The sequence below is a fragment of the Paenibacillus sp. FSL W8-0187 genome, assembly GCF_037969755.1.
Taxonomy (GTDB): domain Bacteria; phylum Bacillota; class Bacilli; order Paenibacillales; family Paenibacillaceae; genus Paenibacillus_AQ.
Window position 1 is genome coordinate 2,123,843 of sequence record NZ_CP150206.1, and the last position, 18,783, is coordinate 2,142,625.

Consider the following 18,783-nt stretch of genomic DNA (forward strand, 5'->3'; position numbering starts at 1 on the left):
GTTGATCGTTTTGTTAGGTCATTATATAAAACGCTTACATTTAATATAATTACATACCAATTTAATGTCAATATATTATATTGATAAAAATTATGGCTGTTATATTATGTGGGTGTAATGAATGGCGTGTCGATTATTCTGTGGTTCGTCGTTTTTATATTTGCCAAAGATGCTGTCTCTCGTTATGGGGCCAGATATGTTGGATCTTGAATGATTGATTTGAGCAAAAAAGCTTGCCCTAGTTTAGGAATATACCGTTGCGACAACGCAATTTATCACTTATTACAGCATGTATTTATAACATGATATATTGGTATGTGGTAAAAGAATGGCCTTTAGTTGCGGTTGTCTATTGCTTAGTTGAGGAACCACTAAAATATCAAATGGTGTATCATTGCGGGCCGTCTTTTATGAATGGTCGGACAGATATCGGGAATTTAACGTTTTTACGAATCACTTTCCCACGTACAGGCACTTCTGGGCCGTTGCCTACATAGAATGAGAAGACCGAGAGACCGAGCGCGATAAGGGCCGGTTGCATTGTAACTTCGCAGGAGGTGTCCTAAAGTGCCTGGATTGTTTACCGCAATTGCTTTGTTCATAAAAGAGTTGACCCTGCTCGTTTCGTACGTGAAAAACAACGCGTTTCCCCAGCCTCTGACCGAGGAAGAGGAAGCTAAACATCTGAAGCAAATGGCCGAAGGCGATCCTCAATCGCGTAATAAACTAATTGAGCATAATCTTCGGCTGGTTGCGCACATTGTCAAAAAGTTCGATAACACCGGCGAGGATTTGGAAGATTTGATTTCCATCGGGACGATAGGACTCATCAAGGCGATTGAAAGCTTCAGGCCGAACAAAGGCACGAAGCTGGCGACATTTGCTGCCCGTTGTATAGAAAATGAGATACTGATGCATCTTCGTTCCTTGAAGAAGACACGAAAAGACGTATCCCTCCATGATCCGATTGGAACGGACAAAGAGGGGAATGAAATTACATTAATTGACATTTTAGGAACGGAAGCGGATGATATCGTGGATGCCGTGCAGTTAAAGATTGAGAAGAGCAAGATCTACCGGAACCTCGATATATTGGACGACCGGGAGAAGGAAGTTGTTATTGGTCGTTTTGGACTGGAAGCTGGCGGAGAAGAACGGACGCAGCGTGAGATCGCCAAGGAACTCGGCATATCGCGCAGCTATGTATCGCGGATTGAGAAGCGGGCGCTGATGAAGCTGTATCATGAGTTTTACAAGCAGAAACGTTAGGAAGAAAACTGAAACTGTGTCAACCACTGATGACCGAAACGGGAATGTCGATATAGAGCCACGAAAGCCACTTCCTGTGATGGAAGTGGCTTTCGCTCGTTTGATTTATGTAGTGTTCAGCTCGCTCGGCTTGTTGAGTGCACGCAACCCAAACCGCATAGGACTCTCGAATTTATACTGCTGCCATTGCAGCACGCGGCGAATGGCCATCGGTGCGATGATGCTGCCAATCATGCCGAGCAGGTCGGATTGAAGTGCTTTTTGAGCGATGATGAAACCGCAAGACCCGCCGATAAATTCAATGGACATGTAGCGCTTTACGCTGGATAACGTGACAACATAAATCACGAATTTATCCTGCTCCTTGATGATGGGCATGATGTACTCCCCCACTCCTTCTCGTCTCTGTAATTGCGGACAACGGATTTCTACCTTTCTTGGAATCGTACGACTCTCTCGCAAGAAAACCTCCGCTAAAAGCGGTCTGTCTTCTGAGTACTACGGCGTTAGACGTTTTTTCATATGCCATCTTATGTATTTTTATAGGCTATTATGCTTTCCAAGCGTGGATACAAGCCCTGTTACGACAAAAACCAACCGTCTTGGCCATAGAAAAACTGCACCTCCAAATGTTAGATGGTGTCTAACAAGTGGGGTGCAGTTCACGATGGTTGGTTTTTTAGTTCGGCTCTACTCAGGTTTCCTTTGTCCCGGGTCTGCTTGAATGCTCTCGTCTTCACCGGGATACTCCCGTTCGATGCCCATGTGCAGGTTGCGATCCTCATAATCAAACCGATTCGGAGGCCGCTGATCCATGCGCCATGGGGTGCTCTTGCCAAGGGAATCGCTGCGGAGATCGGAACCGTAAGGTCCCTCGGGAAATTCCTCGGCCACCAGATCGTTCCGCTGTGACTCAACGGTGGATAGGTCCGTAAAGTTATCCCTTTCTTCCTTCTCAAATCCGTTCATTCCTGAGACCTCCCAAAAAGGTACTTAAGCTACCGTTCCAGTGTTCCCCTGAACAGATGGAATCATTCCGTTATGTGGCCTGGCTTTCCCCATCTGCATGACATGGAGTGTTAGCCGATCCCGGATCTCTATCGTCAGTTAACGACTCAAACATGCCTGAAACCCTACTATAATCCTGCAGCACCGAATACGCTGTCAAAGGCTCGCCGTGATTTAGCGATCAATTCCTCAGGAGTCCCGGTCGGCGTGGAAGGTGTCAATATTTCTTGTGTAACTGGGCCTGCATAGCCGATATCGTTCAGAGCCTGAAGGAACCCCGGAAGATTAATTACGCCTTCACCCGGATAAAGCCGATCATTATCGAGAACATCCCCCACGTGAATATTCTTCGCATCATTAATGTGGACATGAACGATTTGTTCAGCCCGCAGCTGCCGGATATCCGAAACCGTCATCTCATTGGTGTACCAGTGATATGCATCATATAGCAGCCCGACATTCGGTTCCCCGATGGCATCGATCCAATCCAATGTTTCTTGTACTGTCCAGATAAACGGGTTCTTCCATTGGGTGCGCAGATGATGTGGTCCTACAAACTCCAAGGCTAATCGAATTCCATATGCCCCCAAAATGTTGGCGCAAGCCCGCAGCCTTGTGGTGGCCAGCGTCATGAAATGAGCTGCGGGTGCATCAGTGGAAGGAAGAATGTATGTACAGCAGCGAGTGCAGCCAAGGGCCTTGGCAGCTGCCGCTGCAGCCGGCAGTTTCTCGAGTCCGCTTAGGAACTGCTCGTCCGATCCTCTCCATTCCACGGGAAGACCGACTGCCCCAATTTCCAGTTGGCGGGATTGCAGCATATCGGCTGCCGCTTCCACGCCAAGGCGGTCTACAAGACCTTTGGCATCGATATCGACGCATTGAAATTCATATTTGGCCGCGAGTTCGATAAACTGTAAATCGCTTTCAAGTTTTCCGAGTCCTGCGCTTGTTAAACCTTGCAGCATATTCATCGTCTCCATTCGCTATGAGATGTCGTATTGCTAGAGGCGGGTGTTTTATATCAACCCTTTGGTTTTTCATAGTTTCTATTATGATATGTTCCACTCTATAAATCTATGATCGCTTATTATTTTTTTTAGAGAAAGATAACGATTGGAGCTGCGGCCTAATCGTTAATATGAAAGGGGTTTGTAATAAAGCGGCATGAATTCCTACTCTTTCGCAGGGGATTACGGACGTTATGCCGAAATTACCATGTTACACGAACGTTCATATTACTCGCGAAAAGGAGATATAACTCAGAATGAATACCATTGAGCTGCGTAAAAAAGAGCTTGGCAACTTGTATCCGGAACCCACAATCAACGAGGAGGTTTTGAATCAATTTTGGGAGGAAGTGTTGAAGGCGTATAACGAAAAGCCGCTTCACATTGTTAGTCTACTGGAAGCGACGCCATATCCTCATATGGAAGTATCCAAGGTCACCTATCATGGTTATGATGATACGCCCATCCATGCTTGGTATATAGCTCCAGCTAAACGTTCTTCGGACGAAAAAAAACGACCGTGTATCGTAACCTTTCCGGGTTATTCCGGAGACCGTGGATTTCCAGAGCGGTATGCTCACTGGCTGATGCTGGGTTATACGGTGTTTGCCGTGGATGTCAGGGGACAGGGCGGAGAGACGGGGAATCTGCTTCCATTGGACAGCGGCGTGGTTAAGGGCTGGGTGACACAGGGGATTACGGATATTCGTCGCTCCTATTACATGGCAGTCGTTATGGATGCTGTGCGAGCGGTGGATGCGGCATCGCAGCAACCCGGAGTGGATTCGAAAAAAATTGCCGTGGTAGGCGGCAGTCAGGGTGGCGGACTGTCTCTGCTGGCAGGGGCCCTGAATCCGAAGGTCGCGGCCATTCTGGCCGACATTCCCAACATGTGCAGGATGGATTACGGGATTCTGCATTCGGTCAGCTCGCTGAACGAAATCGCCCAATACATCAAGCGCTACCCGGAGCAATTGGATCAAATCCTGGAGCATCTCTCGTATTTTGACATGCTGAATCTGGCGCCGCGAATCCAGGTGCCGGTCATGGTATCCGTCGGCTGGAAGGATGCGGTCTGCATGCCTGAAACCATATATGCAGCATACAACCGAATGAAATCGGCTAAAGAAATAAGAGACTATCCGTTCTCCGGCCATGAAGTTAATGAGCACCAGAAGCGGGAGGGCGTCTTGTTCCTGGAACGGATTTTTAACGGGGAATAGAACAAGGTGATAGATTTAGGGCGTGGGCACGGGGCCCGACGCTCGATTAGGATTACTCTTTATTTAGGAAGAGGGCAGAAGTAAAGTAAACGGAATCACACTCAAAAAAATTGTTATGTTAATGTTATATAAACTAACACAAATTAAATATTTGTTATATTTTTTGACGTAAATGTATTGACAACTAGCCGAAATCACCTATAATTATACCCAAGGACAGAAAAAACTCGATAAACACCCTATACCTACCCCGGTCAATGTGATATTAATTTACACAAAGGGATGTTGAACCATGATGACAGCAGGCGAACTCATACAGGATCTTTTGAGGGTTTACAACGCGATAAATAAGAAAATATTTAACGTGGGTGTAAAGCAGCAAAAAGTCGACTTCGTTGGCAACAAAATCATCATTGTATCGAGGAATAGTAGAGTCCCCGTCCTCAAACTGCTGGATGAGAATTACCCCCTCTCTACCCGGCAGTTGGACCACCTTTTATTCCAGGTGTTCAAGCAGGAGATTGAAGCTTCCCTGGAACAGTAGTTTCAATTTAAAATCATCTCCATTCTTAAAGACTATGATGCAGAGACCGAGTTTTCCGGTACCATCGTGTTTTTGGAGAAGGATGTAGAAGCATATCTGAACGACATGCCGGAACTCTTGTAGTGCGGGTTCAAAAAGTCAGGTTTTCAGCACCGAAGCTTATGCTTCCGATGTGCGTTTTTTCAAAACGCTTTAGTTGGATGAAGCTAGGGACGTCAGGAGCGGAGCGTAGGCAAAACCTACGTGAGCACCGGAAGGCCCGGCTGAATTCAAGATTCGATGTCGATTAAGCTTCTGACTTTTTGAACAACCTCGAGTAGAAGAGCGGGCCGATCGTCAGTTTGGTACCAAGGCACATACATGTGTGCGGCTTGGGGCTGGACTGGCGATTTTTTGTTACATCCACTTTTGAAAATACATGTTTGATGTATCATAGAGGAGGAAGGGGTATGACTCACAAAATTGAAATTTCGGGCGTCAGCAAATGGTTCCGCAGAAACGGGGAAGAGATTGCGGCCATGCGGGAGACAAGCTTGGCGATCGAGGAGGAATCAAGACCCTGATAATGACGGGAGTCAGCACCAATGTATGCGTGGAATCAACGGCCCGCGACGGGTTTATGCTGGATTATCATATCGTGCTTGTAGCGGATGCTTGCGCATCGTATTCGCAAGCGGCTCATGACATGACGCTTGAGAATATTGAAGGCTATTTCGGGAAAGTTAGTGAAGTGGCGCAGATTATCGATATTTGGATGGATCAAATGCCTGAGGAACGGCTGCGGTCGATGTCGACCGCTCAGCCGGCTATCGGCTAGCTTGTCAGAACGTGGTTCAACCAGGGGAAGCTCTCCGCATGCGGGGGCTTTTTCTATGAACGGCACAGAAATTAATGAATAAAGCGGGTGAGTCCTGCATGAATGACAAATCAAGGATGATCGTCCAATATACCATTTGTTTAGGGGCATTTCTGTCCAATCTGTCGGCCGGCATGTTCAACATTGCGCTTGTTGATATAGCCAGAACATTCGATTCCACCATCCCTACGGCACAGTGGATTGTCACCGCCTATTTGCTCGTCATCTCCATACTACTTCCGGTCATGGGAAAGCTGGGGGATATGTTGGGTAGGCGGAAAATCCACAATATCGGCTATTTTGTGTTTATGGCAGGGGCGCTCTGCTGCGCCTTGTCACCTTCATTAAACGGACTGATATCTTCGCGAATTCTGCAAGGCGTAGGAGCGGCCATGTATCAAGCCACCAATATGGCGCTGATCGTCTCGGTATTTCCGAAGGAGCAGCGAGGTAAAGCACTCGGGCTCATCAGCACGTTTGTCGCTGCTGGCTCGATGGTCGGACCGAGCCTTGGCGGAATACTGATTCAGTGGTTTTCGTGGCGGAGCAATTTCTGGCTGCTGACGGCCATTTCTCTTATTGCATGGTTGTTCGCTCAGCGATTCATTCCGAAGGACGAACCGGAAAAAGGCGTAAGCCGATTGGATGTGCCGGGGGCTGCCTTGTTTGCGATATCCCTAACCGGACTGGTTACGGCCGTGAATATGGGGGCTCAGTGGGGTTGGGGTTCCTGGCAAGTTACGCTGTTGTTCATCGTATTCGGAGCGGGAGCTGCTGCATTCATCGGGTGGTGTCTATCTTCGCGGTGGGAACGAGTAGGGAAGGGGAAACTCCCGTTTATGAAGCTGGATCTGTTTCGGGACGCAGGCGTTAGCATGGGAATCATCATCACCATCATTACCTATATGGCGGCTTTCTCCGCTCAGCTTGTGCTCCCCGTGTTTTTGCTGAGCGAGCTGGGCGTTGAACCTGCCACGGCAGGGCTGATCATGATGGGATATCCGTTGTCGCTGATCATATTCTCGCCACTGAGCGGGAGCCTGTCGGACAAGTTGGGGACATTTCCGTTATTGTCAGCCGGGCTGCTGCTCATGACAGCAGCGTTAATTGTGCTTGGTTTTGTATCGCCGGCATATCCGATCTTCTTCCTGATTCTGCTTATCGTCCTGCTCGGCGGTTCCATGGGCATCATTACGCCGCCGAACAATTCCCTCGTGATGGGCAGGACATCCAAAACGGACCTCGGCCTGATCAGCAGCATTTTGGCACTGTCACGAAATCTGGGGATGATGTTTGGTACGGCGGCAGGGGGTGCCATGCTGGCGCTCCCGAGCCAATTGGTAGGGGGACCTTTAGGATTTCGCATGATATTTGTGCTGAATACGGTTCTGGTTGTCATCGTCTATGTAACGATGCTCATATCTTTTCGCTTCGCAAGACATAAGGAGACGTTATCTTCATAGGAATTAGCCAAAAAGGGTATCCTACGGTCTTTTTGAGACCTGCAGGGTACCCTTTTCTTTCCTTATTAGCTTACGCCCGGTCCAGAATCGTCTGGAGTGTCGTGCGATCCAAACCTTTTACGAGCTTGATCAGAAGTTCTTTAGCAGCTTCATAGTCGTCCGTGTGGATGATGGACGAAGATGTGTGAATATAGCGGGAGCAAATCCCGATGATGGTGGACGGAACGCCGATGCCGCTAAGATGCACTTGGCCTGCGTCTGTGCCGCCCGGTGAGACAAAGTATTGGTATTTGATTTTGTTGGTCTCCGCCGTATCTTGAACGTATTCCACCATTCCGCGGTGAGTCAGCATCGTCGGATCGAAGATGCGAAGCAGTGCGCCTTGACCCAATTGGCCGAACTGGCTCTTGTCCCCCATCATGTCGTTCGCCGCGCTGGCATCCAATCCGAAGAAAATATCCGGTTGAATCAGGTTGGCCGAAGTACGTGCTCCACGCAGTCCGAGCTCTTCCTGGACGGTTGCACCGGCGTAAACGGTGTTGGGCAGCTTCTCGCCATGGAGCGCCTGGACTAGCTCGATCGCCAGGCCGACGCCATAGCGGTTATCCCATGCTTTGGCCATGATTTTTTTCGGATTGGCGAGCGGCGTAAATTCACAGATCGGAACCACCTGCAATCCGGGACGAATGCCGAACGCTTCGGCTTCCGCCTTGTTGTCGGCACCGATATCGATATACATGGTCTTGATGTCGACCGGCTTGCTGCGCTGCGCTTCATCCAGCAGGTGTGTAGGAATGGAGCCGACAACCCCGACGACAGGACCGTTGTCTGTAATAATTTGCAGGCGCTGAGCAAGCACGGCCTGACTCCACCAGCCGCCGAGGGGCTGAAAACGGACCATACCCGCTTCGGTAATGCCGGTTACCATGAATCCGACTTCATCCATGTGACCAGCCACCATGACTTTTGGACCTTCATCGTTACCGCGAAGAACGGCGAACAGACTGCCCAGCCGATCCTGCACGAACTCATCTGTATATGGAGAGAGGGTATTCTTCAACCAGGAACGAAGTTCCCTCTCAAAGCCCGGTGCAGCCGGGAATTCCGTCAAAGTACGAAATAATTCCAGTGTTGATTCATTCATTACGAAATCGCTCCTTTAGAAAAGGTATGTAAGAGTTTTTCCTTTTCTAGTATGCCCCTATATATCTGAAAAGTCTACAAACCCGTGCCGCTAAGGCTACGTGATTTAAAAGCAAATGGAACAAGCACCCTGCATCCGGGAAAGGAATACGATGTTGAAACGAAGTGGAATTTTTGTTGTCCGAGGGAAGGAGCAGAGTATGAAGCACCATGGGATTGAGGTAAACGTCTATCATGCCGAAGTCAGAGAACTTCTGCTCATTATGGTTCTGTTCATCCTCCTCGTCATTTTGCTGAAATACATTCTTATATAATGACCAGCTCCAGCAATGATGGCAGGCGAATCTTATTTCAGCTTTCAGGGATACTCCTGGAGGCTGATTTTCGTGTGGGGAAATCTTGACGTTAGGACAAGCAGTGATTGCCAAGTAAGAAGGATGATTTTCCAAACATAAAGGGAGTTCAATCAAAGCATAATGATATCGAGTGATATCCATAGTGGCTCTTTAGCGTTTATAGAGGATTCCATACTTAAATAAAAGCGGAGGTGTATTGAAATGTCAGGCTCTAACCAAAAGCCTAAGTCTGATATCACCACAATGAGCTCAGGGGAATATCAGGCGATTGCCAAAAAGCATGAACCTCCCCGCCCCATACTTAAAAATTGCCTGCGTGCGTTTTTGGTGGGAGGTCTCATCTGTTTGATCGGCCAATGCATTCAGAAGTTTTTTATGTCCGTATTCGACATGAGCACCACGGAAGCGAGCAATCCGACGGTAGCCGTGCTGATTATACTCTCCGTCATTCTGACCAGCTTCGGCGTGTATGACAAAATCGCGCAATGGGCGGGAGCAGGCAGCGCCGTGCCGGTTACGGGGTTTGCGAATTCCATGTGCTCCGCAGCGCTCGAGCACCGCGCGGAGGGTTTGGTACTGGGGGTCGGGGCCAGCATGTTTAAGCTGGCAGGATCAGTCATTGTATTTGGTACCGTCGCTGCGTTTATCATCGGTATCATTTACGCTATTTTTGGCATCGAGGGGAGGTAACGAGAGAGATGAAGGTGATCGGCCAAACCTGGCAGTTCGAGAACAAACCCGTCATTATCGGCACGGGGACGATTGTAGGACCTGAGGAAGGCGAAGGGCCACTCGCCAATGATTTCGACTATGTCTACGACAATATTGAGATCAACGAAAAAACATGGGAAAAGGCGGAGCGAAAACTGCTGGAGGATGCTTCAAGTAAGGCGGTCGAAAAGGCTGGCATCAAGGAAGACCAGCTGCAGTTTTTTGTGGGCGGGGACTTGATGAACCAGATCATCAGCAGTTCCTTTGCTGCAAGACAGTTGGGTGTGCCTTACATCGGTGTATTCGGTGCCTGCTCTACTTCAATGGAGAGCCTCGCGGTGGCCTCCATGCTCGTGGATTCAGGAGGGGCCAAGTATGTCATGGCCGGTACTGCAAGCCATAACTGTACGGTCGAGAAGCAGTTTCGTTATCCTACGGAGTACGGATCGCAGAAACCGCCGTATGCACAGTATACGATAACGGGAGCAGGCTGCTCCGTCATTTCGGACAAGGGAGACGGTCCTGCTGTCACGTATGCCACTATTGGCAAGGTGGTCGATCTGGGCATCAAGGACCCGTTCAATATGGGGACGGCGATGGCTCCGGCGGCAGCCGATACAATAACCAAGCACTTTAAAGACACAGGCCGGCAAGCGAAGGATTATGATCTGATCGTGACCGGTGACCTGGCCTCGGTTGGACTTCCGATCGCCAAGGATCTCTTGAAACAGAATGATGTCATCATGGACGGCACGGTATTTGCCGATTGCGGCTTAATGATCTACGACATGGAAAAGCAGAAATACGTCAATGCAGGGGGCAGCGGCTGCGGCTGCTCGGCTGTTGTCACTTATGGCCATATTTTGAAACGGATGCTTAAAGGCGAATTGAAAAAGGTGCTGGTCGTTGCTACCGGAGCTTTGCTGTCGCCTCTTTCTTACCAGCAGGGTGAGAGCATACCGTGCATCGCTCACGCTGTAGCTTTAGAGATGGGAGGATAACGTAATGCAGTTTTTATGGGCGTTTATTATTGGCGGTCTGATTTGCGTCATTGGGCAAATTATGATGGACGTTATTAAATTGACACCGGCACATACGATGAGTACGTTAGTGGTCGCCGGAGCCATCGCCGACGGGTTCGGATTGTATGAGCCGCTGGTCAAATTCGCGGGAGCGGGAGCCTCGGTGCCGATCACCAGCTTTGGTAATTCGCTTGTGCACGGCGCCTTGACGGAGCTGGGGAGGGACGGCTGGATCGGGGTCGTGACGGGGATATTCGAAGTCACCAGTGCAGGGATATCCTCGGCCATCATTTTCTCGTTCCTGGCCGCTCTGTTTGTTCGTCCGAAGGGATAAAACTAAATATCAAGAAGGAGAGGACCCAGGCATTATGCCGGGGTCTTTTCCTGTTTATAGGGACGATAAGAAGGTGAATAGGCAAAATATCTCTTCGAATGTACTCCGGGACCTCGATCATGTACAATAGTACTAAAATAAGTATTTATTCCCTTACAGGAGGTTAGTCATACATGCCCGTAAGCCAAGAATCCATGAAAATCATTACCTCGGTGCGAACCAATCTGGAGTCGTGCCTGTTAGGCAAAGAATTTGAGATCCAATTGCTCCTTACGGCGCTGCTCGCTGGCGGACATGTACTGATCGAGGATGTGCCCGGCACAGGAAAGACCCAACTGATCAAAGCATTAGCGAAATCCATGCAGGGAGACTACCGACGCATTCAGTGTAACCCGGATATTCTCCCGAGTGATATAACGGGCGTTTCGGTATTCCACCCGAGAGACGAAATGTTTTACTTCCGTCCTGGCCCGGTCATGACCAACATTTTGCTGGCGGATGAAATCAATCGAGCGACAACCAAGACGCAATCGGCCCTGCTTGAGGTAATGGAGGAGCGCAGCGTAACAGTGGATGGAGCTACCCATGAGCTTCCGCATCCTTTCATGCTGTGCGCGACCCAGAACCCGATCGATTTTGAAGGCACCTATATGCTCCCGGAAGCACAGCTGGACCGGTTTATGCTGAAGCTGAGCCTGGGTTACCCTGATGCTGCTACGGAGAAGCAGTTGATGTACCGTTCGCGGGACGGACAACTGGCGGACAAGCTTCAGCCGGTGACGCATATGGATACCATTTCGGCTATTCAACGTGAGATTCGCGAGGTATTCATCGGTGACCCCGTCGCCGATTACTTGCTGAATATTACCCGGTCGACCCGTGAGCACCCTTCCGTTATGCTGGGCGCAAGTCCCCGGGCAACGCTATCATTCATGAATGCTGCTAAAGCTTATGCCTTCTTGCAAGAGAGGGATTACGTTCTGCCAGATGATGTGAAGACGCTGGCTCCATACGTACTTTCGCACCGGATCATGCTGCGTCCGGAAGCCAGGCTCGACAATGCGAGTCCCGAATCGGTGCTCGAGTTTATACTGCGTCAGGTCAAAGTGCCTGTTCAGATGGGGAGATAGGCATGCGCCGCGCTGTTTCGTTATTTTTGAATGGCATGCAGCCGTCTAGACTGGCAGCGGTATTGGCGGTATGGTGCCTATGTCTTTTGTATGTATTATTTCAGGGGGGCAAAACCTCGCTCATGCTTTTCTCCATGGTCAGCCTTCTGACGATCTATTTGATCGGTGCAGGCTTTGGTGGGGTCAATCGTGTGAAAGCCCAGCGAAGAGTGCTGGGACGATCGGAGCAAGAAGGAGAACTTCTTCACGCCGGTGAACAGGTTCGCGTGAAGCTGGAGGTCCATGTTCCGGGATTGCTTCCGATGCCCTATATGATCGTGCGTGAAGTATTGCAAAGGCACAACGGCGACTCCTGGTCTTTTGAAGATAGCGTCATTCCGAACCTCCGCGGTGCGGGCAAACTTGTATTTCAGACCCCTCCGCTTGAACGGGGGCGGTACGCTTTTTCAAAGACGGAATGTATTAGCGAGGATATTTTCGGATTAATGGAGCACAAGGGACGGATTGAAGTTCAGACCGATTTCCGCGTCCTGCCAAGAACTATATATATTCCTAAATGGCAGCGAAACATACGGAATTCAAGATTGGGCGGTACGCATACCACGGTTTCGGCTTCAAGACGGGAAACAACGCAGATCAACGGAGTTCGCGATTATGTATATGGCGACCGGATCTCCCGGATTCACTGGAATGCAACGGCGAAGACGGGCTCGTGGAAGTCGAAGGAATTTGAGCATGAATCGTTTCCCAGAACGATGATCGTGCTGGACTGCACTGCGGACGGATATGATCATGCCCAGCAATTCGAGCTCGCCGTATCGGCCGCCGCATCGCTGATCGAGTATGGGGCCAAGGAGCATGCGGGTACAGGCTTGTTCACGGCTACCCGAGAAGCTCAAATATTCGCTCCCGCCGATCACGCCGGAGAGCGGATGCGCATGATTCAGCATTTGGTTGACGTGGATTATAACCGCAAAACCAAATTGATTGCTTCCCTGGAGAAATCCTATCGCCATTTTCCAAAAGGAGCCCTGTTCCTGCTGATCAGCCCGATGAGCGGCAAGGACGCTTCAGAGATCATGCGCTGGGTAGAAACCAGGGGAATGAACCCTTGCTTCTTGCAAATAAACAATTCCAATGAAACGAAAAAACGCGATGAATCCATATCGCTTCTGCAATCCCGGGGGATTTCAAGCTATTCGGTTTCTTCCCTTGATGAGCTTCCGGCTGCGCTGGGAGGTGGTGCATGATGAAGTTATGGCTGGACAAACTATCTACTACCTTCTTTAGTACCTTAACGATGCTATGGATCTGGATCATCGGGATGCAGTGGGTCTCCTTTACGGAGACGATATGGCTCTCGGAAACGACAGCCATGGTTATCGCAGCATTAACCATTACGGCGGTTACCGAAGCGCTGCTGCCGATCAAGCAAGGTTACCGGGTGCTTATCCAGTTTGTTTTGATCTTGTATTGTGTGTACAGTTTGCTGAAAACTTACGGTAATCCGGTTCCCGCCTTCGGAGCTGAAGGCGTTCTGACCGAGGAAATCATGTATCTTTTTCCTTATTTGTGGTTTGCTATCGCCGCATGGGCCGCTTTCCTGTTCCTTACGCGGTGGGCCAAAACCAAGGGGCGCGTGCTTTTTGCAGTCGGGATCAACGTCATCGGTTTTGCCGTGCTGGATTCCTTTACGAAAATCGTGCTGTGGGATGAGATCGCCTGGGTGGTCGGAGCAGGGATGGGCTGGCTCGTATCCAGCCATTTTAACCGGTTCCGCAGGCGTTTTCCGCAGGGTTGGGTCAATTTATCGAAATATCCGTTTAAGATTATCGCCAACATTCTGGTCATCTTCTCTTTGATCATTGTGGCCGGCGTGAATATGCCGCATGTGAAGCCGACATTAACCGATCCTTACACGGCGTGGAGAGAGTGGAACGGAGTGCCGTTATCCGGCAGCAGTACAACCGGGACCGGAACCCTTATCGAGTCACCGTCTGAAAGCATGTCCGGGTATGGACGAGAGGATAATGACCTTGGCGGCGGTTTTAATTTTGACTATTCACCGGTGATGTCGATTACCTCGGATGAACGCAGCTATTGGCGAGGGGAGACCAGAGCCGTCTACTCGGGAACTGGTTGGGCGGACGGAGCCAGCAGCCGGCGTTCCGGTACGGGCGTGGGCATCGGTGAGGAATTGCCGGGAGAAGCCAGCGCATCCGTACCTACCAAAACGCTGGAGCAATCGGTAACGATGCTGAGTGATACGGTGTATCCGGTATTGTTCGGTGCCTACACCGTTCGTCAGTTGGAGAATTTGGATGAGGATATCGATCCGGATCGGCTCAGCTGGGTGACCGAAGGCGCGGAGATACATCTGGACGACGTTCGTAATGCGGACTACCCGAAGAGTTATACCTTAACGTCGCAAGTGCCGGTGATTCCAATCGATGAGCTGAGCACCAGGACTTATGATGAACTATATTCCAGCTCGATTGACGATGCTTATATCCAGATGCCGAGAAACTTTCCTGACCGCGTTTCCAATCTGGCCGAAGAAATTACCGCGGACGGAGATACGCCGTATGAGAAGGTCATGCTCTTGCAACAATATTTAACGAGCAACTTTACTTATACCAACACACCGGATCTTACGCGCAAGAAGAGCGATGATTTTGTGGATGCGTTTCTGTTTGAAATCCAGGAAGGGTATTGTGATTATTTCTCAACATCCTTGGTGATGATGACACGGTCGCTGGATATCCCCGCGCGCTGGGTCAAAGGCTACGCGCCGGGAAGAATGACGGCTTCGGAGTACGTTCCGGCCGATGGTCAGACCACGATTGAGCCCGGAAACTATACCGTTACGAATGCTGACGCTCATTCCTGGGTTGAAGTATACTTCGGTGAGTACGGCTGGGTTCCGATTGAAGCGACACCGGGCTTCAGCATGCCGATTTTGACGGCCGACACAGACGCTAAGCCTGTCATTGAGGAAGAAGTTGAAGAAGAAGAGAAGGCAGAGGACAAGGCTACGCCAGCCGCAGCCTCTGATCATCAGCAACCTGTCTGGGTTAAAGTTGTTGTCACGGCAGCCGTGGTTGTTATCGTATTGTGGATTCTGTACATCGTGTGGAGAATGCGCATCAGCCTGCGTTTTGCCGGGGCACGCATTCGGGCGGGCAAGCCGCTGACGGCAGCGGATAAAGTCATTGCCGAAACCGAACGATGGATTCGTTCCGTGCAGCGCCGAGGCTTAGTGAGGCAGGAACATGAAACTCTCCGTGAATCGGTTGGCCGCTGGGTTAGTGCACACCCTGAGCTGGGAGCGGAGCTGAGACCGCTGCTGCAGCAATTTGAAGCGGCTCGGTACAGTCCGGCTGAAGTGAAGGAGGAGCAGTGGCGCTCAGTCCAACATGATGCTCAGAAGCTGAAGAAGTCCATCAAGAAGGTCCGCATTGTATCCGAGAAACGTCTATCAACCTAATCCAAGAAGACAGATTCGCGTGATGGGTGGTTGTGTTGCGTGTATCAGGATAACTCGATATGAATACGTTCTGATATCCGGTCATTTCAAGACCGCCCGGTCTGCTTCCAATTAGCCGCCGGGTGGTCTTTTGCTAGTAAAGTCAGCGGTGCGGTATAAGGGAAGAAAAAGGCTCGTGATTATTTTTACTAAGGAACCGGAATATGGTATAGTTTTTCGTATGAAATTGAGGTGACGAACTTGTTTGAAATGTTAATTCCAAAGCTCCGTGTCAATACGGTTTTTGATATTAACCTAGAGGAATTATATGAGCAGGGGTATCGGGGGATCATTACCGATTTGGATAATACTCTTGTAGGGGCGAAGGCACCGGTTGCCACGCCGGAACTGGTCGTTTGGTTCAAAAGGGTGAAGGAGATCGGTTTCCAGCTCATCATCGTCTCCAATAACCAGTTGGAACGCGTGTCTAAATTTGCGACGCCGCTGGATATCCAGTATGTGCATGAAGCCCGCAAACCAAGCAATACCCCGTTTCGCAAAGCGATGAAGATGATGGAGCTTACGCCGGAGAAAACGGTAGTTGTCGGCGACCAGATGCTGACCGACGTGTATGGCGGGAATCGGCTGGGTCTGTACACGGTACTGGTTATGCCCATCGCCATCAACGATGAGGGATGGTTTACGCGCCTGGTCAATCGCCGGGTGGAGCGCATCGCATTGACCCGTTTGCGCAAAAAAGGATTATGGATGGAGGAGGAACCGAAATCATGACGTTGCCTACTGGCGGAGAAGACATCAAGAAGTGCAGCGGCTGCGGCATACAGCTTCAGAGTGCAGCACAGGACAAGCCGGGCTATTTGCCGGAGAAGGCTTGGGACCGTGACCCGGTTATTTGCCAGCGCTGTTTCCGGATAAAGAATTATAATGAAGCGTCCTCGGTTGCCGTAGACCAGGATGAGTTTTTACGGTTGCTGGGACAGATCGGCGGCAAGAACGCGCTTGTCATTCATATCGTGGATCTCTTCGATTTTGAAGGCAGCCTTATTTCGGGGCTGCAGCGGTTTGTCGGCAACAACCCGGTTATTCTGGCCGTTAACAAGACGGATCTTCTGCCGAAGGTCACCAATTGGAACAAGGTTCTCAATTGGGTACAGAAGCAGTGCAAGGAGCATGGTCTGAGAACCGAAGACATCGTGCTCTGCAGCGCGAAGAAGAATCAAGGCTTTGAGCGGTTGCTGGAGACGGTAGCGCATTACCGAGGCGACCGGGACGTCTACGTGGTTGGCGCCACGAATGTGGGTAAATCCAGCTTGATCAATCGCCTGATCCGCGACTACAGCGATTTAGATCAGGAGCTGACCGTTTCCCGTTATCCGGGAACAACGCTGGATATGGTCAATATTCCACTGGACGACGGCCGGTATATTATTGATACGCCGGGCATCGTGTACCCTTGGCGCTACAGCGAGCTTGTGAGCCGTGAGGATTTGGGGACGGTTATGCCGGAAAATCCGCTGAAGCCGATGGTTTATCAGTTGAACGAAGGGCAGACGCTATTCTTCGGAGGTTTCGGCCGTTTTGATTTTCTCCAAGGAGAGCACCAATCCTTTACTTGCTTTATTAGCGGTAGATTAGGGATTCATCGGACCAAACTGGAGCGAGCGGATTCGTTATTTGCTGAGCATGCCGGAGAGCTGCTCTCACCGCCGACCAAAGAACGGATTGAAGAACTACCGGAATGGACAAGACATGAAATCCGTATTCCTAAGGGAACCCGCCAAGACGTGTTTATCTCAGGGCTCGGCTGGATCAAGATCAATGGTGAACAGGGAGCGCTCGTTGCGGTTCATGTCCCTAAAGGAATCAAAGTTCTGTCGCGTCCATCCTTGATATAATTGATGAATCGCTCTGGTATACCGTCCGGTTTATCATGGGGGAGATAGGGGAGAAATGAAAGTGAATCCAATGATCGAGCGTGATTATTTGCTCCTTGGCGTAATGGGGGACCCGATCGGTCACTCGAAATCACCGGCCATGCATCATGCGGCGATCACCGTCCTGGGATTGTCAGGGGCCTATGTGCCTCTTCATATACGTCCGGAAGGGCTTAGTGACGCCATCCAGGCTGTCAAAGCGCTGGGATTCCGGGGGGTGAACGTAACGATCCCGCACAAGGTGGAGGTTATGAAGTATCTGGATGTCGTCGATGAAGGGGCGCGGCGCATCGGTGCCGTGAATACCATCGTCAACGACAATGGCCAATTGACGGGTTATAATACGGATGGGATCGGATATGTTCGTTCATTAAAGGATGAAGCCTGTCCCGATCTTAAGGGGAAGCGCATCGTCGTCATCGGCGCTGGCGGAGCGGCCAGGGGGATCATCTATGCCCTTACCGGAGAAGGGCCTGAGAAGATATCCATTGTGAACCGGACATCCGCCAAAGCGCTTGCGTTGGCCGAGGAGTGGAGCTCGCTTGCCGACTTGAGGGGATACGGAGAGGATCATGCCAGAGAGGCGTTGTCGGATGCCGATGTTGTGATCAACACCACTTCGGTGGGCATGTTTCCCCGGGTTTCCGAGCTTCCCATTCCAATGGAGTATATACCGGAAGGGATCGTTGTCAGCGATCTGATCTATAATCCGTTGAAGACCGAGCTGTTACGGGTAAGTGAGCTTCGGCAATGCACGGTGCATGGCGGACTTGGGATGTTCATCAACCAAGGGGCGTATGCATTCGAGTATTGGACAGGTCTGACGGCGCCTGTACAGGCGATGAAGGAAGCCGTTCTGACCAGCTTCTAAGTCGAGGTTTAATATCTTGTTTATTGATTAATGCTTATGCAAAAGCTACAATATAGCTTTCGATAAGCAGCAAGCTTTAATAATTGAATATTTAAGGAGTAATGACCAAGCATGTTAACAGGAAAGCAAAAACGACATTTACGTTCGCTTGCGCATCATCTGGATCCGCTGTTCCAGGTAGGCAAGGGAGGCAGCAACGAGCATCTGATCCGGCATATTTCCGAGGCGATTGAGAAACGGGAACTCATGAAAGTATCCGTTCTCAACAATTGTCTTGAAGACCCGCGCGAAATCGCCGAGGAGCTTGCTGAAGGTGCCGGAGCCGAACTGGTACAGGTTATCGGCAAGACGATTGTGCTTTATAAAGAATCGAAAGACCACAAAACCATCGAATTGCCGTAAGGGAGCCCTAATAGCTCCAGTTT

19 protein-coding genes and 1 pseudogene are annotated in these 18,783 nt (G+C 50.2%); 16 read left to right on the plus strand and 4 right to left on the minus strand.

Going from position 1 to position 18,783, the window contains the following annotated elements; all coding sequences use genetic code 11:
• Positions 1–567 precede the first annotated feature (567 nt).
• Entirely contained in the window at positions 568–1,269 is a 702-nt protein-coding gene (sigK, locus tag MKY48_RS09340) for an RNA polymerase sporulation sigma factor SigK (RefSeq protein WP_076320533.1), read from the plus strand.
• Positions 1,270–1,374: 105 nt separating this feature from the next.
• On the opposite strand, the gene MKY48_RS09345 is transcribed toward sigK, so the two are convergent.
• From MKY48_RS09345 to MKY48_RS09355, 3 genes are all read right to left on the minus strand, one after another.
• Positions 1,375–1,647 carry a hypothetical protein gene (locus MKY48_RS09345; RefSeq protein ID WP_076320534.1) on the minus strand — a complete coding sequence of 91 codons (273 nt, stop codon included), beginning with the start codon at positions 1,645–1,647 and terminating at the stop codon, positions 1,375–1,377.
• 312 nt (positions 1,648–1,959) lie between these two features.
• Complete coding sequence (locus MKY48_RS09350; protein WP_076320535.1) at positions 1,960–2,238, minus strand: hypothetical protein; 279 nt, start codon at positions 2,236–2,238, stop codon at positions 1,960–1,962.
• Between the two features lie 167 nt (positions 2,239–2,405).
• Positions 2,406–3,242 (minus strand): sugar phosphate isomerase/epimerase family protein, encoded by an 837-nt coding sequence (locus MKY48_RS09355; protein ID WP_339292806.1) that lies wholly within the window; start codon positions 3,240–3,242, stop codon positions 2,406–2,408.
• Between the two features lie 299 nt (positions 3,243–3,541).
• On the opposite strand from MKY48_RS09355, the gene MKY48_RS09360 reads away from it, so the two are divergent.
• The 4 genes and pseudogenes from MKY48_RS09360 to MKY48_RS09375 all read left to right on the plus strand — a co-directional run bounded on the left by MKY48_RS09360 (position 3,542) and on the right by MKY48_RS09375 (position 7,370).
• Positions 3,542–4,507, plus strand: a complete 966-nt coding sequence (locus MKY48_RS09360; RefSeq protein WP_339292807.1) for an alpha/beta fold hydrolase — start codon at positions 3,542–3,544, stop codon at positions 4,505–4,507.
• A 292-nt stretch (positions 4,508–4,799) separates the two neighbouring features.
• Entirely contained in the window at positions 4,800–5,051 is a 252-nt protein-coding gene (locus tag MKY48_RS09365) for a Na-translocating system protein MpsC family protein (protein WP_339292808.1), read from the plus strand.
• 550 nt (positions 5,052–5,601) lie between these two features.
• A pseudogene (locus MKY48_RS09370) lies at positions 5,602–5,868 on the plus strand (isochorismatase family cysteine hydrolase); the annotation flags it as partial.
• A 98-nt stretch (positions 5,869–5,966) separates the two neighbouring features.
• A complete protein-coding gene (locus MKY48_RS09375; protein WP_339292809.1) occupies positions 5,967–7,370 on the plus strand; it encodes an MFS transporter in 1,404 nt (467 codons plus the stop codon).
• Positions 7,371–7,440: 70 nt separating this feature from the next.
• On the opposite strand, the gene MKY48_RS09380 is transcribed toward MKY48_RS09375, so the two are convergent.
• Positions 7,441–8,514, minus strand: a complete 1,074-nt coding sequence (locus tag MKY48_RS09380; protein WP_339271888.1) for a M42 family metallopeptidase — start codon at positions 8,512–8,514, stop codon at positions 7,441–7,443.
• Positions 8,515–8,665: 151 nt separating this feature from the next.
• Between MKY48_RS09380 and MKY48_RS09385 the strand changes: the two genes are divergently transcribed.
• The 11 genes from MKY48_RS09385 (at position 8,666) to yhbY (ending at position 18,760) form a co-directional block, all read left to right on the plus strand.
• Complete coding sequence (locus MKY48_RS09385; RefSeq protein WP_179090563.1) at positions 8,666–8,827, plus strand: hypothetical protein; 162 nt, start codon at positions 8,666–8,668, stop codon at positions 8,825–8,827.
• Between the two features lie 243 nt (positions 8,828–9,070).
• Complete coding sequence (spoVAC, locus tag MKY48_RS09390) at positions 9,071–9,559, plus strand: stage V sporulation protein AC (RefSeq protein WP_076320540.1); 489 nt, start codon at positions 9,071–9,073, stop codon at positions 9,557–9,559.
• Positions 9,560–9,567: 8 nt separating this feature from the next.
• Entirely contained in the window at positions 9,568–10,581 is a 1,014-nt protein-coding gene (gene spoVAD / locus MKY48_RS09395; protein ID WP_339292810.1) for a stage V sporulation protein AD, read from the plus strand.
• 4 nt (positions 10,582–10,585) lie between these two features.
• On the plus strand, positions 10,586–10,936 hold the full coding sequence (spoVAE, locus tag MKY48_RS09400; protein ID WP_015734153.1) for a stage V sporulation protein AE: 351 nt from the start codon (positions 10,586–10,588) through the stop codon (positions 10,934–10,936).
• Between the two features lie 173 nt (positions 10,937–11,109).
• Positions 11,110–12,066, plus strand: coding sequence for a MoxR family ATPase (locus MKY48_RS09405; protein ID WP_339292811.1), 957 nt, complete (start codon positions 11,110–11,112; stop codon positions 12,064–12,066).
• Positions 12,067–12,068: 2 nt separating this feature from the next.
• A complete protein-coding gene (locus MKY48_RS09410) occupies positions 12,069–13,316 on the plus strand; it encodes a DUF58 domain-containing protein (RefSeq protein WP_339271891.1) in 1,248 nt (415 codons plus the stop codon).
• Positions 13,313–15,553, plus strand: coding sequence for a transglutaminase domain-containing protein (locus MKY48_RS09415; protein ID WP_339292812.1), 2,241 nt, complete (start codon positions 13,313–13,315; stop codon positions 15,551–15,553). The genes MKY48_RS09410 and MKY48_RS09415 overlap by 4 nt, the downstream gene beginning before the upstream one ends.
• Before the next feature lie 240 nt (positions 15,554–15,793).
• Positions 15,794–16,324 carry a YqeG family HAD IIIA-type phosphatase gene (locus MKY48_RS09420; protein WP_098742677.1) on the plus strand — a complete coding sequence of 177 codons (531 nt, stop codon included), beginning with the start codon at positions 15,794–15,796 and terminating at the stop codon, positions 16,322–16,324.
• Positions 16,321–17,448 carry a ribosome biogenesis GTPase YqeH gene (yqeH, locus tag MKY48_RS09425; protein ID WP_076320546.1) on the plus strand — a complete coding sequence of 376 codons (1,128 nt, stop codon included), beginning with the start codon at positions 16,321–16,323 and terminating at the stop codon, positions 17,446–17,448. The genes MKY48_RS09420 and yqeH overlap by 4 nt, the downstream gene beginning before the upstream one ends.
• 55 nt (positions 17,449–17,503) lie before the next feature.
• On the plus strand, positions 17,504–18,358 hold the full coding sequence (locus MKY48_RS09430) for a shikimate dehydrogenase (RefSeq protein WP_076320547.1): 855 nt from the start codon (positions 17,504–17,506) through the stop codon (positions 18,356–18,358).
• Positions 18,359–18,469: 111 nt separating this feature from the next.
• Positions 18,470–18,760 (plus strand): ribosome assembly RNA-binding protein YhbY, encoded by a 291-nt coding sequence (gene yhbY, locus MKY48_RS09435; protein WP_076320548.1) that lies wholly within the window; start codon positions 18,470–18,472, stop codon positions 18,758–18,760.
• Positions 18,761–18,783: the final 23 nt, after the last annotated feature.

Bases quoted from the DNA above. Each gene is read 5' to 3' on its own strand.
- MKY48_RS09345 (WP_076320534.1), bottom strand. From the start codon at position 1,647: ATGCCCATCATCAAGGAGCAGGATAAATTCGTGATTTATGTTGTCACG.
- MKY48_RS09350 (WP_076320535.1), bottom strand. From the start codon at position 2,238: ATGAACGGATTTGAGAAGGAAGAAAGGGATAACTTTACGGACCTATCC.
- MKY48_RS09355 (WP_339292806.1), bottom strand. From the start codon at position 3,242: ATGCTGCAAGGTTTAACAAGCGCAGGACTCGGAAAACTTGAAAGCGAT.
- MKY48_RS09360 (WP_339292807.1), top strand. From the start codon at position 3,542: ATGAATACCATTGAGCTGCGTAAAAAAGAGCTTGGCAACTTGTATCCG.
- MKY48_RS09365 (WP_339292808.1), top strand. From the start codon at position 4,800: ATGATGACAGCAGGCGAACTCATACAGGATCTTTTGAGGGTTTACAAC.
- MKY48_RS09375 (WP_339292809.1), top strand. From the start codon at position 5,967: ATGAATGACAAATCAAGGATGATCGTCCAATATACCATTTGTTTAGGG.
- MKY48_RS09380 (WP_339271888.1), bottom strand. From the start codon at position 8,514: ATGAATGAATCAACACTGGAATTATTTCGTACTTTGACGGAATTCCCG.
- MKY48_RS09385 (WP_179090563.1), top strand. From the start codon at position 8,666: ATGTTGAAACGAAGTGGAATTTTTGTTGTCCGAGGGAAGGAGCAGAGT.
- spoVAC (WP_076320540.1), top strand. From the start codon at position 9,071: ATGTCAGGCTCTAACCAAAAGCCTAAGTCTGATATCACCACAATGAGC.
- spoVAD (WP_339292810.1), top strand. From the start codon at position 9,568: ATGAAGGTGATCGGCCAAACCTGGCAGTTCGAGAACAAACCCGTCATT.
- spoVAE (WP_015734153.1), top strand. From the start codon at position 10,586: ATGCAGTTTTTATGGGCGTTTATTATTGGCGGTCTGATTTGCGTCATT.
- MKY48_RS09405 (WP_339292811.1), top strand. From the start codon at position 11,110: ATGCCCGTAAGCCAAGAATCCATGAAAATCATTACCTCGGTGCGAACC.
- MKY48_RS09410 (WP_339271891.1), top strand. From the start codon at position 12,069: ATGCGCCGCGCTGTTTCGTTATTTTTGAATGGCATGCAGCCGTCTAGA.
- MKY48_RS09415 (WP_339292812.1), top strand. From the start codon at position 13,313: ATGATGAAGTTATGGCTGGACAAACTATCTACTACCTTCTTTAGTACC.
- yqeH (WP_076320546.1), top strand. From the start codon at position 16,321: ATGACGTTGCCTACTGGCGGAGAAGACATCAAGAAGTGCAGCGGCTGC.
- MKY48_RS09430 (WP_076320547.1), top strand. From the start codon at position 17,504: ATGAAAGTGAATCCAATGATCGAGCGTGATTATTTGCTCCTTGGCGTA.
- yhbY (WP_076320548.1), top strand. From the start codon at position 18,470: ATGTTAACAGGAAAGCAAAAACGACATTTACGTTCGCTTGCGCATCAT.